This is a genomic window from Arthrobacter sp. SW1 (assembly GCF_001766675.1).
Classification (GTDB): Bacteria; Actinomycetota; Actinomycetes; order Actinomycetales; family Micrococcaceae; genus Arthrobacter.
In genome coordinates, this window is record NZ_MJLT01000018.1 from 1 (window position 1) to 14,952 (window position 14,952).

The following is a 14,952-nucleotide window of genomic DNA, read 5'->3' on the forward strand; positions in this document are numbered from 1 at the left end:
GCCGTCGTCGTGTCTGCTTCGGGTGGTGTCAGTTCACCGCCGTCAGTTCACCGGTCCGGTGAACTTCTCGCCCGGTCCCTTGCCCGGCTCGTCCGGAATGAGGGAGGCCTCACGGAAGGCCAGCTGCAGGGAACGCAGGCCGTCGCGCAAGGGGCCCGCGTGCTGGGAGCCGATCTCCGGCGCCGCGGCCGTCACCAAGCCGGCCAGCGCGGTGATGAGCTTGCGCGCTTCATCCAGGTCCTTGAGGTCCTCCGCGTCCGGATCGTCGGCCAGGCCCACCTTCACGGCGGCGGCGCTCATCAGGTGGACCGCGCCCGTGGTGATGACCTCAACGGCCGGAACCTCGGAAATATCGCGGATCTGCTGCGCCAGTCCGGCGTCGTCGCCCTCCGGCTCGTGGACGGGGGAATTGCTGTCTGAAGTGCTCATGCTGGTAAGCTTGTCACAGACCGGCTGAGAGTCGCCATTTTGCTGTGGAATCCCCGTCCTGCCATCCGATGTGCAGTTGACGGGCTGTTTCTGTAGAATTGACTTTCAGTTTGCAAGCGGAGTTCTCTCCCACCCGCGTCAGCCGTTTCCCTCAGGGATGTAAGTTGCCGGGTATCTGGTCGGACATTGTCCGGGATCCATCCCGTTCAATGCGCACCTGCCCCTCTGGGGCGGGTCCCGATCTTCCGAGGCCTTCGATTGCACCAGCAATTGGAGGCCTTCTCTTTTTGCCGGTGGAATACTCACCACAACACAGGAGCTTTGACATTAGCGAGCCAAGAATCAATGAGCGTATCCGCGTCCCCGAGGTGCGGCTGGTCGGCCCCGCCGGCGAACAGGTAGGAATTGTCCGTATCGAGGATGCCCTGCGCCTGGCTGCCGAATCTGATCTGGATCTCGTTGAAGTTGCACCGCAGGCCAAGCCTCCGGTGTGCAAGCTGATGGACTTCGGCAAGTACAAGTACGAAGCCGCCGTCAAGGCCCGTGAGGCCCGCAAGAACCAGACCAACACGGTTCTGAAGGAAATCCGTTTCCGCCTGAAGATCGACACCCACGACTACGAAACGAAGCGTGGCCACGCCCTCCGCTTCCTGGGTGCCGGTGACAAGGTCAAGGCCATGATCCAGTTCCGCGGCCGTGAGCAGCAGCGCCCCGAAATGGGCATCCGCCTGCTGCAGCGCTTCGCGGAAGACGTCGCCGAGGTTGGCGTCGTGGAATCCAGCCCCCGGATCGACGGCCGCAACATGGTCATGGTGATCGGTCCGCTGAAGAACAAGGCTGAAGCCAAGGCCGAAGCCCGCCGCGCGGCACAGCGCGCCGAAGCCAAGGCCCAGAACGAGGCCAAGGCAGCTGCACGGATCGACACCTCCGGTGGCGACGCCCCGCTGACCCAGACCCTGGGGGACCTGCTTCCGGCAGAACTCCTGAACCAGTCGGCGGAGGCAAGCGAAACCCCGGTGGAGGAGACCGCCGTGGCGGAAGCCGCCGTCGAGCAGGCTCCGGCTGCGGAGGCAGCCGCTGAGGAGGCTCCGGCAGCGGAAGAAGCCCCCGCCGCGGAAGAAGCCCCGGCCAAGACTGAGGAAGCTCCGGCGGAGGAAGCTCCGAAGCCGGCAGCCGCATCCAAGCCGGCAGCTGCCGCGGTTCCGAAGCCGATGGCGAAGCCCGCGGCTCCAAAGCCCGTCGCCCGCCCGGCGGCACCGAAGCCGGCCAAGCCGGCAGCACGCAAGACCAACTAGTCACGCCGCAGGAAGCAGCGCTTCCGCCCGGCAAGCAAACAGCACGCCGGCCCTCCGGGGCCGGCTGCACGAAAGAACTGCAGACCCGTCTGCGGACACGTAAGGAGATCGGTTCCCATGCCGAAGATGAAGACCCACAGCGGTGCCAAGAAGCGCTTCAAGCTGACCGGTACCGGCAAGCTGAAGCGTCAGCAGGCCAACCGCCGCCACTACCTGGAGCACAAGTCCTCCATCCTGACCCGTCGCCTCGCCGGCGACAAGATCGTCTTCAAGGGCGATGCCAAGGTCATCAAGAAGATGCTCGGCGTCTAAGTTCCACGTTTTCCGGTTGCTGCCACCCGGCAGCACTGACTACACCAAAGCCTTCCCGCGCCGCCAGAACGACGGCGGCCGGCGGGATAAGAATTCTGAAGGAGTACGCACGTGGCACGTGTGAAGCGGGCGGTCAACGCCCAGAAGAAGCGTCGGGTCATCCTTGAACGGGCAAAGGGCTACCGCGGCCAGCGGTCCCGCCTGTACCGCAAGGCCAAGGAACAGCTGCTGCACTCGTTTGTGTACAGCTACGGCGACCGCCGCAAGCGCAAGGGCGACTTCCGCCGCCTCTGGATCCAGCGCATCAACGCTGCATCCCGCGCCAACGGCCTGACCTACAACCGCCTCATCCAGGGCCTGAAGGCTGCTGAGGTTGAGGTTGACCGCCGTATGCTCGCCGAACTGGCTGTTTCCGACGCCAACGCTTTCACCGCCCTGGTGAACGTGGCCAAGGCTGCCCTGCCGGCTGACACCTCCGCTCCGGCCGCCAAGGCCGAGGCTGCCCCGAAGGCTGCTGCTCCCAAGGCTGCCGCCGCTCCGAAGGCTGCTGCTTCCAAGCCGGCCATCGAAGGAGCCGTTGCCGCCGTTGAGGGCGAAGACGCTCCGGAAGGCTACGCCATCAAGGGCAACGCCGAGTCCAAGAAGTACCACGTCCCGGGTTCCACCTGGTACGACGCCACCGCCGCCGAATACTGGTTCTCCACCGTTGAGGCTGCAAAGGCTGCCGGCTTCGAGCCGGCCGGCGGCGAAGCCCGCCAGCAGATCAAGAACTAGTCGCAACAGCCACTACAGTTCTAATATGAACGAAACCGGGCGCCCGCAAGATTTTCCGATGTCCAACCCCCGAGCCGATCGGGTCAGGGATGTCGCAAAGCTTGCAGGGCGCCCGGCCCGTTTAAAGCGCGGCCGCTTCCTTGCCGAGGGCCCGCAGGCGGTGCGCGAGGCACTGGCGCTGCACCGGGAACGCACCCGGGCGGGAGAGCCCGGCGTCGTCCATGAGGTGTATGCGAGCGAAGCCTGCCTGGAGCGGCTTCCTGAACTGGCGGACCTGGCGCAGGGCGTGAACCTGCGCCTGGCCACCGACGACGTCCTGGCGGCCATGGCTGATACCGTGAATCCCCAAGGCATCCTGGCAGTGTGCGGCTTTGTGGACGTCAGCCTGGACTCAGTGCTCGAGGCCGGCCCTCGGCTGATCGCCGTCATGTGCCAGGTGCGGGACCCCGGGAATGCCGGAACCGTCCTGCGGGCGGCCGACGCCGCCGGCGCGGACGCCGTGGTGCTGACGGCATCGAGCGTGGACATCTACAACCCGAAGGCCGTGCGTTCTACGGCCGGTTCGCTGTTCCATCTTCCGGTGGTCCTCGGCGCCGACGTCGACGAATTCGTGGCGGCCTGCAAGGCCCGGGGGATCGGCGTCCTGGCCGCGGACGGCTACGGTACCTTGAACCTGGACAAGCTCCAGGACGAGAACGCCGCCAGGCGCCTGGGCTCCGATGTGGTCTCCGAGTATGCCCTGGAGAATCCCACGGCGTGGCTGTTCGGCAACGAGGCCCAGGGCCTGTCCGATGCGGAGATCGCCTTGGCGGAACACCGGGTCGCCGTGCCCGTGTATGGTTCGGCGGAAAGCCTGAACCTCGGAACCGCCGCCACCGTGTGCCTGTACGCCAGCGCGCGCTCCCAGCAGTCGGTCTGATTCTTCCCCGAGACGCAAGAAGCGCTCCCCGGACGGGGAGCGCTTCTCTTTTGTGCGATGGGGAAGACGGATTCAGGTGGTGCTCTTGTTGCGCCCGGTGATGGCACCGTAGATGCCGGCTACTGCCAGGCCGCCGAGAATGGCCAGGAGCCATGAACCCAGGTTCCAGAACTCCATCTTTCCGGAACCGAAAAGCAGGTCTCCGATCCAGCCGCCCACAATGGCGCCGATAACGCCCAGGACCAGGCTGGTGATCCAGCCTCCGCCGACGCGTCCGGGCAGGATGGCCTTGACGATGGCTCCGACGATCAGGCCGAGAATGATCCATCCAAGAAATCCCATTGACTCCTCCTTCGTTCGGAAAGGCCGTTGTGCGGCCTTTGCACGCCAAAACTAACATGCCCGGAGCAAATTAGTCAGCAGGCTTATTGTCCGTGTTGTGAAATCAGGCGGTCAGCGGCTTCCGGCGCTCCAGCAGGCCGCTCAGGAGCGCGACGCCAAGTCCGAGGAGTGCGAGCACTGCGCCGACCAGCGCGGGTGCCACGTAGCCCCAGCCCCAGGCGATGACCACACCGCCGAGGAACGCACCGAGAGCGTTGGCCACGTTGAGGGCCGAATGGTTGAGGGACGAAGCCAGGGAGGGGGCGTCCGGCGAAGCGTCAAGCAGGCGGGCCTGCAGCGCGGGTACCAGCATGGAGCCTGCTCCGCCCACCACGAAGACCATGACGAGTGCCGACCAGGCCCAGTGCGCCGCCACCGCGTACAGCACCAGGGCAAGGGCGATCGCCGGAAGTACCCGGTAGATGGTCCCCATGACGGACTTGTCCGCGATCCGGCCGCCGAGGATGTTGCCTGCCACCATGCCAAGGCCGTACAGTGCGACGACCACGGGGACCATGCTTTCCGGCATCCCGGCGACCGCCGTCATGGTGTGCGCGATATAGGTGTAGGTGGCAAAGAAGCCGCCGAAGCCGATGACGCCGATCAGCAGGGCGAGCCAGACCTGGATGCGCTTCAAGGCACCGAGTTCGCGGCGGATGCTCGCCTCGGGATGGGCGGCTTCGAAGGGGACGAACTTCCAGACCAAGGCAGTGGTGACGGCGCCAATGACGCCGACGACGACGAAGAGGAGCCGCCATCCGAAGCTCTGGCCCAGCCAGGTTGCGGCCGGGACTCCGATGACGTTGGCGACTGTCAGTCCGGCCATCACCATGGAGATGGCCCAGCCCCGCTTGCTCGGGGCCACGAGGCTTGCTGCGATCACTGCCGCCACGCCGAAGAATGCGCCGTGGGGGAGGCCCGAGGCGAAGCGGGTGAGCAGCATGGTGGCGTAGTCCGGCGCAAGGAACGAACTCAGGTTGGCGACCGTCAGGAAAAGCATCAGCCCGAGGGCGAGGTTCTTGCGCGGAAGCTTGGCTCCGAGCGCGGCGAAGACCGGGGCTCCCACTACGACGCCCAGGGCGTAGGCGGAGATGAGGTTGCCGGCCTCCGGTGTGCTGATCTGAAGTCCGTGTTCGATTTCCTTCAGCAGCCCCATCATGGCGAATTCGGTGGTGCCGATCGCAAAGCCGCCCATGGCGAGGGCGAAGATGGCCAGGGCAAGGTGGCGGGTACGGGTTTGGGCAGGGGCGTGCGCTTCGGTTCGGGTCATGATCCTGTTTTCTTGGCGGTTGTGCCGGAGGGTCCGTGCGCGGAGGTGTGGAGCGCCCGGTATAAATCTGATTTTCAAGTCTAATGTTCTGCAACAGTGAGTGGTCGGTGTCTGTTCCCCGGGTGCACTGCCTGGTCCCGCAACACGGCAGGACGAAGCTCCTACACTGGAGCGGTGACGTCAATGATCAAGGTATCCGGAGCCGCCGTCGTCGATTCGCTCGAGAACCCGAGCCTGCTGCTTGTGGCGCGCCGGAGCGCGCCGCCTAAGTTCGCCGGCATGTGGGAATTCCCGGGTGGCAAGGTTGAAGAAGGCGAAAGCTTCGAAGAGGCCCTGCACCGCGAGCTGGGCGAGGAACTGGGCATCCGGGTGCGCCTTGGCGAGGAAATCCCGGCGCCCGATGACGCCGGCTGGCCGCTCAACGAACGCGCGGTGATGCGGGTGTGGTTCGCGGAGGTGCTGGACGGCGAACCCCGCGCCCTGGAAGACCACGATGAACTCCGCTGGGTCCGGCTGGATGACATCGATGCGGCGCTCGGGCTGCCGTGGATCCCCGCCGATTTCCCGATCGTCCATGCGCTGCTGGGCCAGGTGTCGGCCGCGGCCTGACGCCGGTTCAGAAGAGCGTGGACTGGGTGGAAGCAGGCACGGGCTCATCTGTGCGGTCCTGTTTCCGGGCGTGCCGGTGGCTGAAGCCGCTGCTGGCCGTGAATCCGTGGCGCGCCTTGAAGTACTTGATGCGGCCCGTCAGCCACTCCCGGTATTCCTTCGGGGGATAGGCTCCCTGTGCGTAGAGCCGCCGATACCGTCCCACCAGTTCCGGATGGTTGGCGGCGAGCCATTGCATGAACCATTCCCGGGTTCCGGGCTTCAGGTAGAGTGCGCCGGCGGTGACTCCGCTGGCGCCTGCCGCGGAAAGTGCGCTGAACAGCGATTCCAGGGCGTCATCGCTGTCCGTGAGCCACGGCAGGACCGGCATGGCCATGACGCCGCAGGGCAGCCCGGCGTCGCGAAGGCGGGAAATGAGCTTGAGCCGCGCGCGGGGTGCCGGTGTGCCGGGTTCGAGGACGGCGGCAAGGGCCTCGTTGGTGGTGGCCAGGGAGATGCCAAGGTCCACGGGCACCTGGCTGGCCGCATGCTTGAGCAGCGGGATGTCCCGGGCCAGCAGGGTCCCCTTAGTGAGGATGGAAAACGGCGTGCCGGTATCGGCCAGGGCGCGGATGATGCCCGGCATGAGCTGGTACCGCCCCTCCGCCCGCTGGTAGGGATCCGTGTTGGTGCCGAGGGCCACCTGTTGGTGTTTCCAGGAAGGCTTGGCGAGTTCCTTGCGCAGCACCTCTGCCGCGTTGATCTTCACGACTACTTGGGAATCGAAGTCCCGGCCGGCGTCGAACTCCAAATACGTATGTGTCTTGCGCGCAAAGCAGTACACGCAGGCGTGGCTGCATCCCCGGTAAGGATTGATGGTCCATTCGAACGGCATCCGGGAACCGGCAGCCACCTTGTTGAGCACTGATTTGGCCGTGACCTCATGGAAGGTGACTCCGGAGAATTCGGGAGTCGAGATGGAACGCACAAGCCCGGACAGCGGAAGCAAGGCATCAGGAACGGGGGCGGCAGCCCTGGGTGCCGTGCCTTCGGAAAGAGCCTGCGCGTCCCATCTCATGCAGACAATTCGAATATATGTTCGAAGTTAAGTCAAGGAGCTAGCGCGCAACTTGCTCCCCAACCTCGCTCCGCTCGGCCGGGGACCCTGCAAGTTACGCTTAGCCCCATGATTCTGCTGACTGGATTCGAACCCTTCGACGGCGATGCCGCCAACCCTTCCTGGGCTGCGGTACAGGCTGCCCGCGACATCCTTCGCGCCGAGGGGCTGGCCGTCGAAGCGATCGAACTGCCGTGCGTCTTCGGCGAGTCCGCCCGGGTGCTGCGGCAGGAAGTGGTGCGCCTGGAGCCCTCCCTGGTGATTTGCGCGGGACTGGCCGCCGGCCGTGACAGGTTGTCGCTCGAACGCGTGGCGATCAACTGTGACGACGCCCGGATTCCGGACAATGCCGGCAACCGTCCCGTGGACGAAGAGGTGGTCGCGGGCGCTCCGGCCGCCTACTTCAGCACCCTTCCGGTGAAAGCCGCGCTCCGTGCCCTGCAGATTGCGGGCATCCGGGCCGAGGTTTCCCAGACCGCCGGAACCTACGTGTGCAACCACGTCTTCTACGCGCTGATGCACCAACTCGCCACGGAGGCGCCGGGTTCCCGTGGCGGCTTCATCCACGTTCCCCGCGAGCCTGCGGGCGAGGGGCAGTCAGGGGCTCCGGGCGGCATGCCGGTGCGGGATATGGCGGAGGGGATCGCCGTCGTCGTCAGGACTGCGCTGGCGACCACCGGCGACCTGAAGCTTGCGGCGGGCGCTGTCTACTGAGGCGGCGCCTGGCGGCCTTCCGCGTCGAGCAGTTCCCACGCCACTAGGACGCTCACGGACACGGCCACCGTGCCCGGCTCGATCGCGACGCCTTCTGCCGCGACGGTGCGCGCCATGTCGCCGGCCACGGGAACCGGGCGGTCGTGGCTTGGCCGCTGTTCGATCGACAGGACCTGGCCCAGCCGGGACGCGGCCAGCTCAGCAAAGCGCCGCGCCTTGGCCTCGGCATCGTGCCAGGCCGCATCCTGTGCGCTCGCCGCCACGGCCGAGGAATCGCTGAAGCCCTGCTCGATGCCGTTGATCCGTACGTTGTTCCCGCCCGCGGTAATCGCGGCGGAGATCGCTGCCGGAGCCAGGTGCGGCGGCCCCAGCCTGGCCACCAGGTCCGTGGAGGCCACGTAGCCGGTGACCTTCTGGCCTTCGTTCTCCACCCAGACCACGTCCGGGCGCAGGTTCAGCCCGCTCGTGCGGAGGTTGCCGTCCGCCACGCCATGCCGGCGCAGCGCTTCGGTGACGGACAGCGCGACGGCGGCGGCGTCGTCGTACGCATGCGCTGCGGTTTCCCGGCGGACCTCGACGGCGAGCGTCAGGGTGAGCAGGTCAGGCACCGCCTCCGCGGTGCCGTCTCCGGTAACGGTGATGCTGCGGGTCATGGGATGCCTCGATTCGCTTGGTTCGCTGGGCGTTGTCCGTTCCGTTTCCTGTCAGGGTAGCCTCCCTGTCCGGGTAGCCGCCCGCGGCGAGTCCGGCCCGGCGTTCGAAGAAATTGGCCGTACCGGGATTCCCGGTGCGCAGCACGGACCAGCCGGCACACAGGAAATACAGGACCAGGAAGGGCAGACCCAGGCACCAGGCGTATTGCGTGCTGTGCTGCTCCTCGTGGCCCAGCAGTACCGGGTCCCGGCCGGCCGTCGCCGTATCCGCACGGTAGACCACCACGTTCCCCACGGTGAATGCGGCCGCATGCGGCAGGGACCAGCGGTAGCCGGCGGCAATGACCAGGCCGCGCGGCCCGGCCTTGCACTGCGCTCCCGCCGCCCGGCAGAGCACCAGGCCCAACGGCGTCGAAAGATTGATGATGTTGGCGATCCGGCGAAGCCGCTGCCACGGAGTCATGCGGCCATGCTACCTATATCGGCTGCCTCTTGGCCGGGCCTTCGGGCAGGACTAACCTGATCCCACACAACACCAGGAACCCCTGGTGCGCGGATGATCGGGGGATCCGATGCGGGCCAAGCGTTTTGCTGCCGCAACAGTCCTGGCAGCCATGCTCCTGTCCTTGACGGCATGCTTCAAAGTCAGCATGGACATCAAGGTCCACAGTGAAAAAAGCGTCGACTATGAAGTGATCTATGCCCTCCAAAAAGAGGTCCTGAAAGACAAGTCCTTCGACGAGTTCATGAAGGACAACGACGGCACGGCGGACATGACCATCCCCGAAGGTGCCAAGGTCGAGGACTTCGAAGATGCCAAGTACAAGGGCAAGCGGATCAGCGCGGTCAACATCGACCCCGCAAAGATCGCCGAAGCCGAAAAGGACTCCGACAACAAGATGAACCTGGTCAAGGAGGGTGACTTCTACGTCCTGACCGTCGGCAACCTTTCCAATGACTCCGACGATCCGCAGGGAGCCCAGATCGCCAAGGCCATCTTCGACGAAGCCGTCCTCCGGGTGACCTTTCCCGGGAAGGTGGTCGAGGCCAACGGCGCAACGTTCAAGGACAACACCGCCACCGTCGATTTCCTCGCCACGGACGCAAAGGAGATCCGGATCAAGGCCGAGAGCTCTGCCGGCTTTGTCCTTCCGGCCTGGGCTCTTTGGGCAGGCATCGCCCTGCTTGTGGTGCTCGCAGGCCTCGTGTTGTTCTTCGTCCTGAGGTCCCGCCGCAGTACCCCCGCCGCGGCGCCGGTGACGGCACCCGTGGCTGGAACGCCGCCCGCTGCCGGGCGGCCGTCGGCTGTTCCTCCGGCAGTACCCCCGACGACGGCGCTGCCGCCGCTGCCGGGGCATCCGCCCGCCCAGCCGGGCCGGCCGCCCGCGGCGGGGCCGGTTGAATAGCGGCAGTTGAATAGCGGACCGGTTAAATTCCGGCCTCGGCGTTCAACTAGACTGGAGGGTAATGCCCGCCGGACGATCCGGCGAGCGTTGCCCTTGTGTCTTCGCCGTGCCGCCGGCCGGCGGAGGAAACTTCCGACTCGTAGCTAAGAACAGTAGATGACTGACACTTTGCCGGGCGCCGCCATCCCGAACCCGCTGGATGAAGCCGCCATCACTGCCGCCGTCGAGGCCGCCGTGGCCGCCATCGCCGCCGCGTCCTCGCTCGAAGAACTCAAAGCCGTCCGCCTGGCCCACACGGGGGAGAAGTCGCCCCTCAGCCTGGCGAACCGCGAAATCGGCGGGCTCGCCAAGGAGCACAAAGCCGCCGCGGGCAAGCTCATGGGCGCCTCGCGGGGCCGCGTCAACCAGGCGCTCGCCGCCCGTACCGCTGAGCTCGAAGCCGAGAACGACGCCCGCATCCTGGTCGAGGAAACCGTGGACGTCACTGCCGCGCCGCGCCGCCGCCGCGCCGGAGCCCGGCACCCGCTGTCCACGCTGCAGGACCGCGTGGCGGACATCTTCGTGGGCATGGGCTGGGAAATCGCCGAAGGCCCCGAGGTCGAGTCCGAGTGGTTCAACTTCGACGCCCTGAACTTCAAGCCGGACCACCCCGCCCGCGAAATGCAGGACACCTTCTTCGTGGAGCCCCCTGAGGCGCACCTGCTCATGCGCACCCACACCTCCCCGGTGCAGGTGCGCTCCATGCTGGAACGCGAGGTGCCCATCTACGTGCTGTGCCCCGGCAAGGTGTTCCGCACCGATGAGCTCGACGCCACGCACACCCCGGTGTTCCACCAGTTCGAAGGCCTGGCCATCGACAAGAACCTCAGCATGGCCGACCTCCGTGGCACGCTGGAGCACTTCGCCCGGCAGATGTTCGGCGAGGAAGCATCGATCCGGCTGCGCCCCAACTACTTCCCCTTCACCGAGCCTTCCGCCGAGCTGGACATCTGGCACCCCGGCGCCAAGGGCGGTCCCCGCTGGATCGAATGGGGCGGCTGCGGCATGGTCAACCCGAACGTGCTCCGCGCCGCCGGCATCGACCCGGAGGAGTATTCAGGTTTTGCCTTCGGCATGGGCATCGAGCGCACCCTCATGTTCCGCAATGAGGTCAGCGACATGCGCGACATGATCGAAGGCGATGTACGTTTCAGCGAGCACTTCGGGATGGAGATCTAACAGTGCGTATCCCACTTTCCTGGCTGCGTGAATTCGCGCAGGTACCCGCAGATGCCACGGCCGAAGACGTCATGGCGGACCTGGTCAAGGTCGGCTTCGAAGAGGAGGCCGTGCACCGTCCCACGGACGCGCTCAAGGGCCCGATCGTCGTCGGGCAGGTCCTCAGCCTCGTCAAGGAACCGCAGTCCAACGGCAAGACCATCAACTGGTGCCAGGTCCGCGTCGTTCCTGAAGGGCAGGAGCAGACCCTCACCGGCAAGGGCATCGATCCCTCCGGCGTGCAGGGCATCGTGTGCGGTGCCCACAATTTCGTCGAAGGCGACAAGGTGGTGGTCACCCTTCCCGGTGCCGTGCTGCCCGGCGACTTCCACATCTCTGCCCGCAAGACCTACGGCCACATGTCCGCGGGCATGATCGCCTCGGTCCGCGAGCTGGGCATCGGCGAGGACCACGACGGCATCCTGGTGCTGTCCCGGATCGGCCTCGATCCGGAAATCGGCAGCGACGCAATGGAACTGCTCGGCCTGTACGACCAGGCGGCGGAAATCAACGTCACCCCGGACCGTGGCTACGCCTTCTCCATCCGCGGTGTGGCCCGCGAATATGCCCACGCCACCGGAACCTCCTTCACGGACCCGGCATCGCTGGTCAAGGCACCGGCGGAACTCTCCGGCGGATACGGCGTCAAGCTCAACGACGAGGCACCCATCTACGGCAAGCCCGGCTGCGACCGCTTCGTGGCCCGCACCGTGCGCGGCGTGGACGCCACCCGTCCCACCCCGCAGTGGATGGTGTCCCGCCTCCGCCTGGCCGGCATCCGCTCCATCTCGCTGCCGGTGGACATCTCCAACTACGTCATGCTTGAACTCGGCCAGCCGAACCACTGCTATGACCTGGACAAGCTCTCGGGCGACATCGTGGTGCGCCGCGCCGCCGCGGGGGAGAAGCTCCTCACCCTTGACGGCAAGGAGCGCACGCTCGACGCCGAAGACCTGCTGATCACCGACGATTCCGGGGCCATCGGCATCGCCGGCGTCATGGGCGGTGCCAACACCGAAGTATCGGACTCCACCACGAACATCCTGGTCGAAGCCGCTCACTTCGATGAGGTCTCGATTGCGCGCGCCCGCCGCCGCCACAAGCTGCCGTCCGAGGCCTCCAAGCGCTTCGAGCGCGGCGTGGACTGGAACCTGGCCAACGTCGCCGCCCAGCGCGTGGTGGACCTGCTGGTGGAACTGGCAGGCGGAACGGCTGACGAGGCCGGGACCGACGTCGGAACCGCACCGGAGACAGTGACGATCGAGCTTCCCGCCGGCTTCGCGGCCGCGCGCATCGGCATCGACTTCACTCCGGAGCAGATCACCGGCTGCCTGGAGGACCTGGGTGCCTCCGTCGAAACCACGGACACCGGCTACCGCGTTACGGCGCCGAGCTGGCGGCAGGACCTTGAAACCAAGGAAGACCTGTCCGAGGAAGTGGCCCGCCTGGTCGGCTACGAGAACATCCCGTCCACCCTGCCCGTGGCCCCTCCCGGCCGGGGCCTCACCCGCGCTCAGCAGCAGAAGCGCCGCGCCGTGCAGGCCTTGGCGGATGCCGGCCTGACCGAGGTCCTGTCCTACCCGTTCGTTTCCAAGGCGGCCAACGACACCTTCGGCGTTGCCGCGGAAGGCGCTGAGCGGTCGGCCATCAAGCTGGCCAACCCGATCAGCGAGGAGCAGGGCTTCCTGCGTACGTCGGTGCTTCCCGGCCTGATCGAGGTGGCCCGGCGCAACCTGTCCCGCGGCTTCCGCGACCTCGCCCTGTACGAGGCCGGCCTGGTGTTCCTGCCCGAAGGCACGCTCGGCACGGAATCCATTCCGCCGCTCGGCGCCAAGCCCGAGGCGGCCGTCCTGGACGGACTGTTCGACGGCGTTCCGCACCAGCCGCTGCACATCGCCGCGCTGATGTGCGGGCATGATTCGCCCGCTGCCGCCGGCCACGCCCCGCGCCCGTGGGACTGGGCCGACGCGATCGACGCGGCCCGGCTGCTGGGCGACGTGCTCGGCGTCGAGCTGGTGGTCAGCCAGGGCAGCCACCAGGCCTTCCACCCCGGCCGCGCCGCCCAGCTCGCGCTGCGCTCCGGCGAGGTAGTGGGTTACGCGGGCGAACTGCACCCGAAGCTGCTGGCTGCCCACGACATGCCCGCCCGCTCGGTGGCCATGGAACTGGACGCCGATGCGCTCTTCGACACCGCGGCGGACGTCATTGTCGCCAAGCACATCTCGGGCTTCCCGGTGGCGACGCAGGACGTCGCCTTGGTGGTTCCGCAGGATGTTCCGGCCGATGCCGTGCTGGCTGCCCTCCGCGAGGGTGCCGGTGAATTGCTCGAGGACGTCGCACTGTTCGACGTGTACGTGGGCAAGGGCATCGAGGACGGAAAGAAGTCGCTCGCCTTCGGCCTGCGCTTCCGGGCAAACGACCGCACGCTGACTGCGGACGAAGCCTCGGAAGCCCGCGAGGCAGCCGTCGCCGTCGCCGCCGAACGTTTCGGCGCCGTCCAGCGATAGCCGGCTGACAGTTCAGCGATAGCGCCCGTAAAAGGTCCCGGAACCGCAAGGTTCCGGGACCTTTTCTGATATTCAGCTCCCAAAAGCTTGACAGAATGGTCACAATTGGATGACAGTTTTGTCGCGTGCATAAACAATGTGCGTCACATCACTCCTGCGGTCCCACAAAGGCCGCCTTCCGAAAGGAACCCATGAACAAGCAGAAAGCCGGCTTGCTGCTCGGCGCAGCCGTCCTGGCACTCAGCTCCGGCCTTGGTGGCACCGCCGTCGCGGCCGACGCGGGCACGGACACCGGGACGATCCAGCCGGTTTCGCACACCGTGGACCAGGGTCGACACTCCGGCTCGGCGGCCTCCGCGCTTGCCGGCAAGTACACGCTGGCCAAGCCGGTCAAGGGCGGAGCTTCGACGGAATCGGTGATCGGCGCCGATGGCCGCACCCAGGTCACCAACACCACCGTGGCACCCAACAGCTCGATCGTGCAGATCGAATTCAACGGCGGCTACATCTGCTCCGGCGCCCTGATTTCGGACGACACGGTCCTTACCGCGGGCCACTGCGTCCACGAAGGCGGCACCGGCTCGGACGCCGACTACTCCTGGGGCGTCCGCGTGGCACCGGGCCGCAACGGTTCCACCGATCCCTACGGAACGTGCGGGGCAACGGAGCTCTTCACGGACCAGCGGTGGATCGACTCCGCCAATACCAACGCCGACTGGGGTGTCATCAAGCTCGACTGCACGGTGGGCAACACCACCGGCTGGCTGAACTACACCGGAACCACCACCAGCCTCACCGGAACCACCGCAACGGTGCGGGGCTACCCGGGCGACAAGCCGCGAGGCACCATGTGGACCATGACCGGCTCCATTTCCTCCACCCAGGCAGAGAAGGTGTTCTACAAGATGGACACCTACGGCGGGCAGAGCGGCGCCCCGGTCTACAACAGCTCCACCTCGATCGTGGCCATCCACACCAACGGCGGCTCCACGAATTCGGGTACCCGGATCACTCCGTCCCTCGCGGGCTACCTCGACTCGGTGAAGTAGCAAGCCAGGATTTCCGGAATGGTCCCCGCGGCGTTGAACTGGTCCCCGATAGTTGGACTGGCTAAGTAGGATCCTAGGCCGCGAGGGCCTGGGCGCGGTATTGCACCGGGCTCAGGCCCTCGAGCTTTGTGGAGATCCGGTCGTTGTTGTACCAGTGGATGTACTCGTGCAGAGCCGGTGCCAGTGCGTCGGTGTTGAGGAACCGGACGTGGTGGAAGAGTTCTTCCTTGAGGTGTCCGAAGAAGTTCTCCATCACTGCGTTGTCGTAGCAGTTGCCCTTG

Annotated in this window: 17 protein-coding genes; 10 read left to right on the plus strand and 7 right to left on the minus strand. The window is 66.3% G+C overall.

Going from position 1 to position 14,952, the window contains the following annotated elements:
* Nucleotides 1-42 precede the first annotated feature (42 nt).
* Nucleotides 43-429, minus strand: coding sequence for a DUF1844 domain-containing protein (locus BIU82_RS09830; protein ID WP_070349295.1), 387 nt, complete (start codon nucleotides 427-429; stop codon nucleotides 43-45).
* Nucleotides 430-722: 293 nt separating this feature from the next.
* Between BIU82_RS09830 and infC the strand changes: the two genes are divergently transcribed.
* From infC to BIU82_RS09850, 4 genes are all read left to right on the plus strand, one after another.
* Nucleotides 723-1,724, plus strand: coding sequence for a translation initiation factor IF-3 (gene infC / locus BIU82_RS09835; RefSeq protein WP_290439151.1), 1,002 nt, complete (start codon nucleotides 723-725; stop codon nucleotides 1,722-1,724).
* A 117-nt stretch (nucleotides 1,725-1,841) separates the two neighbouring features.
* A complete protein-coding gene (gene rpmI / locus BIU82_RS09840) occupies nucleotides 1,842-2,036 on the plus strand; it encodes a 50S ribosomal protein L35 (RefSeq protein ID WP_070349297.1) in 195 nt (64 codons plus the stop codon).
* Nucleotides 2,037-2,147: 111 nt separating this feature from the next.
* Complete coding sequence (gene rplT, locus BIU82_RS09845) at nucleotides 2,148-2,810, plus strand: 50S ribosomal protein L20 (RefSeq protein ID WP_070349298.1); 663 nt, start codon at nucleotides 2,148-2,150, stop codon at nucleotides 2,808-2,810.
* Nucleotides 2,811-2,835: 25 nt separating this feature from the next.
* Complete coding sequence (locus BIU82_RS09850; protein ID WP_070349299.1) at nucleotides 2,836-3,729, plus strand: RNA methyltransferase; 894 nt, start codon at nucleotides 2,836-2,838, stop codon at nucleotides 3,727-3,729.
* 72 nt (nucleotides 3,730-3,801) lie between these two features.
* Here BIU82_RS09850 and BIU82_RS09855 read toward each other — a convergent pair whose 3' ends face one another.
* Together BIU82_RS09855 and BIU82_RS09860 are read right to left on the minus strand one after the other, a co-directional pair.
* On the minus strand, nucleotides 3,802-4,071 hold the full coding sequence (locus tag BIU82_RS09855; protein WP_070349300.1) for a GlsB/YeaQ/YmgE family stress response membrane protein: 270 nt from the start codon (nucleotides 4,069-4,071) through the stop codon (nucleotides 3,802-3,804).
* 103 nt (nucleotides 4,072-4,174) lie between these two features.
* A complete protein-coding gene (locus BIU82_RS09860) occupies nucleotides 4,175-5,380 on the minus strand; it encodes an MFS transporter (RefSeq protein WP_070349301.1) in 1,206 nt (401 codons plus the stop codon).
* Nucleotides 5,381-5,554: 174 nt separating this feature from the next.
* Between BIU82_RS09860 and BIU82_RS09865 the strand changes: the two genes are divergently transcribed.
* Nucleotides 5,555-5,989: a (deoxy)nucleoside triphosphate pyrophosphohydrolase gene (locus BIU82_RS09865; RefSeq protein WP_070349302.1), complete on the plus strand. Its 435-nt coding sequence runs from the start codon at nucleotides 5,555-5,557 to the stop codon at nucleotides 5,987-5,989.
* Between the two features lie 7 nt (nucleotides 5,990-5,996).
* Here BIU82_RS09865 and BIU82_RS09870 read toward each other — a convergent pair whose 3' ends face one another.
* Nucleotides 5,997-7,046: an Rv2578c family radical SAM protein gene (locus BIU82_RS09870; RefSeq protein WP_070349303.1), complete on the minus strand. Its 1,050-nt coding sequence runs from the start codon at nucleotides 7,044-7,046 to the stop codon at nucleotides 5,997-5,999.
* A gap of 108 nt (nucleotides 7,047-7,154) precedes the next feature.
* On the opposite strand from BIU82_RS09870, the gene pcp reads away from it, so the two are divergent.
* Nucleotides 7,155-7,799: a pyroglutamyl-peptidase I gene (gene pcp / locus BIU82_RS09875; RefSeq protein ID WP_070349304.1), complete on the plus strand. Its 645-nt coding sequence runs from the start codon at nucleotides 7,155-7,157 to the stop codon at nucleotides 7,797-7,799.
* Here the strand turns inward: pcp and BIU82_RS09880 are convergent.
* A complete protein-coding gene (locus BIU82_RS09880; protein WP_070349305.1) occupies nucleotides 7,793-8,452 on the minus strand; it encodes an SIMPL domain-containing protein in 660 nt (219 codons plus the stop codon). The two genes, pcp and BIU82_RS09880, sit on opposite strands and share 7 nt — an antisense overlap.
* On the minus strand, nucleotides 8,400-8,915 hold the full coding sequence (locus tag BIU82_RS09885; RefSeq protein ID WP_070349306.1) for a hypothetical protein: 516 nt from the start codon (nucleotides 8,913-8,915) through the stop codon (nucleotides 8,400-8,402). Before BIU82_RS09885 ends, BIU82_RS09880 begins: the two co-directional genes overlap by 53 nt.
* A gap of 109 nt (nucleotides 8,916-9,024) precedes the next feature.
* Here BIU82_RS09885 and BIU82_RS09890 point away from each other — a divergent pair, with 109 nt between their 5' ends.
* The 4 genes from BIU82_RS09890 to BIU82_RS09905 all read left to right on the plus strand — a co-directional run bounded on the left by BIU82_RS09890 (nucleotide 9,025) and on the right by BIU82_RS09905 (nucleotide 14,671).
* Nucleotides 9,025-9,858, plus strand: a complete 834-nt coding sequence (locus tag BIU82_RS09890; protein ID WP_070349307.1) for a hypothetical protein — start codon at nucleotides 9,025-9,027, stop codon at nucleotides 9,856-9,858.
* A gap of 156 nt (nucleotides 9,859-10,014) precedes the next feature.
* Nucleotides 10,015-11,076 (plus strand): phenylalanine--tRNA ligase subunit alpha, encoded by a 1,062-nt coding sequence (pheS, locus tag BIU82_RS09895; RefSeq protein WP_070349308.1) that lies wholly within the window; start codon nucleotides 10,015-10,017, stop codon nucleotides 11,074-11,076.
* Between the two features lie 2 nt (nucleotides 11,077-11,078).
* A complete protein-coding gene (gene pheT, locus BIU82_RS09900) occupies nucleotides 11,079-13,622 on the plus strand; it encodes a phenylalanine--tRNA ligase subunit beta (protein WP_070349309.1) in 2,544 nt (847 codons plus the stop codon).
* Nucleotides 13,623-13,813: 191 nt separating this feature from the next.
* Nucleotides 13,814-14,671, plus strand: a complete 858-nt coding sequence (locus BIU82_RS09905; protein ID WP_070349310.1) for a trypsin-like serine protease — start codon at nucleotides 13,814-13,816, stop codon at nucleotides 14,669-14,671.
* 73 nt (nucleotides 14,672-14,744) lie between these two features.
* On the opposite strand, the gene BIU82_RS09910 is transcribed toward BIU82_RS09905, so the two are convergent.
* A partial coding sequence (locus BIU82_RS09910; protein ID WP_139146576.1) for an IS3 family transposase occupies nucleotides 14,745-14,952 on the minus strand: 208 nt, incomplete at its 5' end.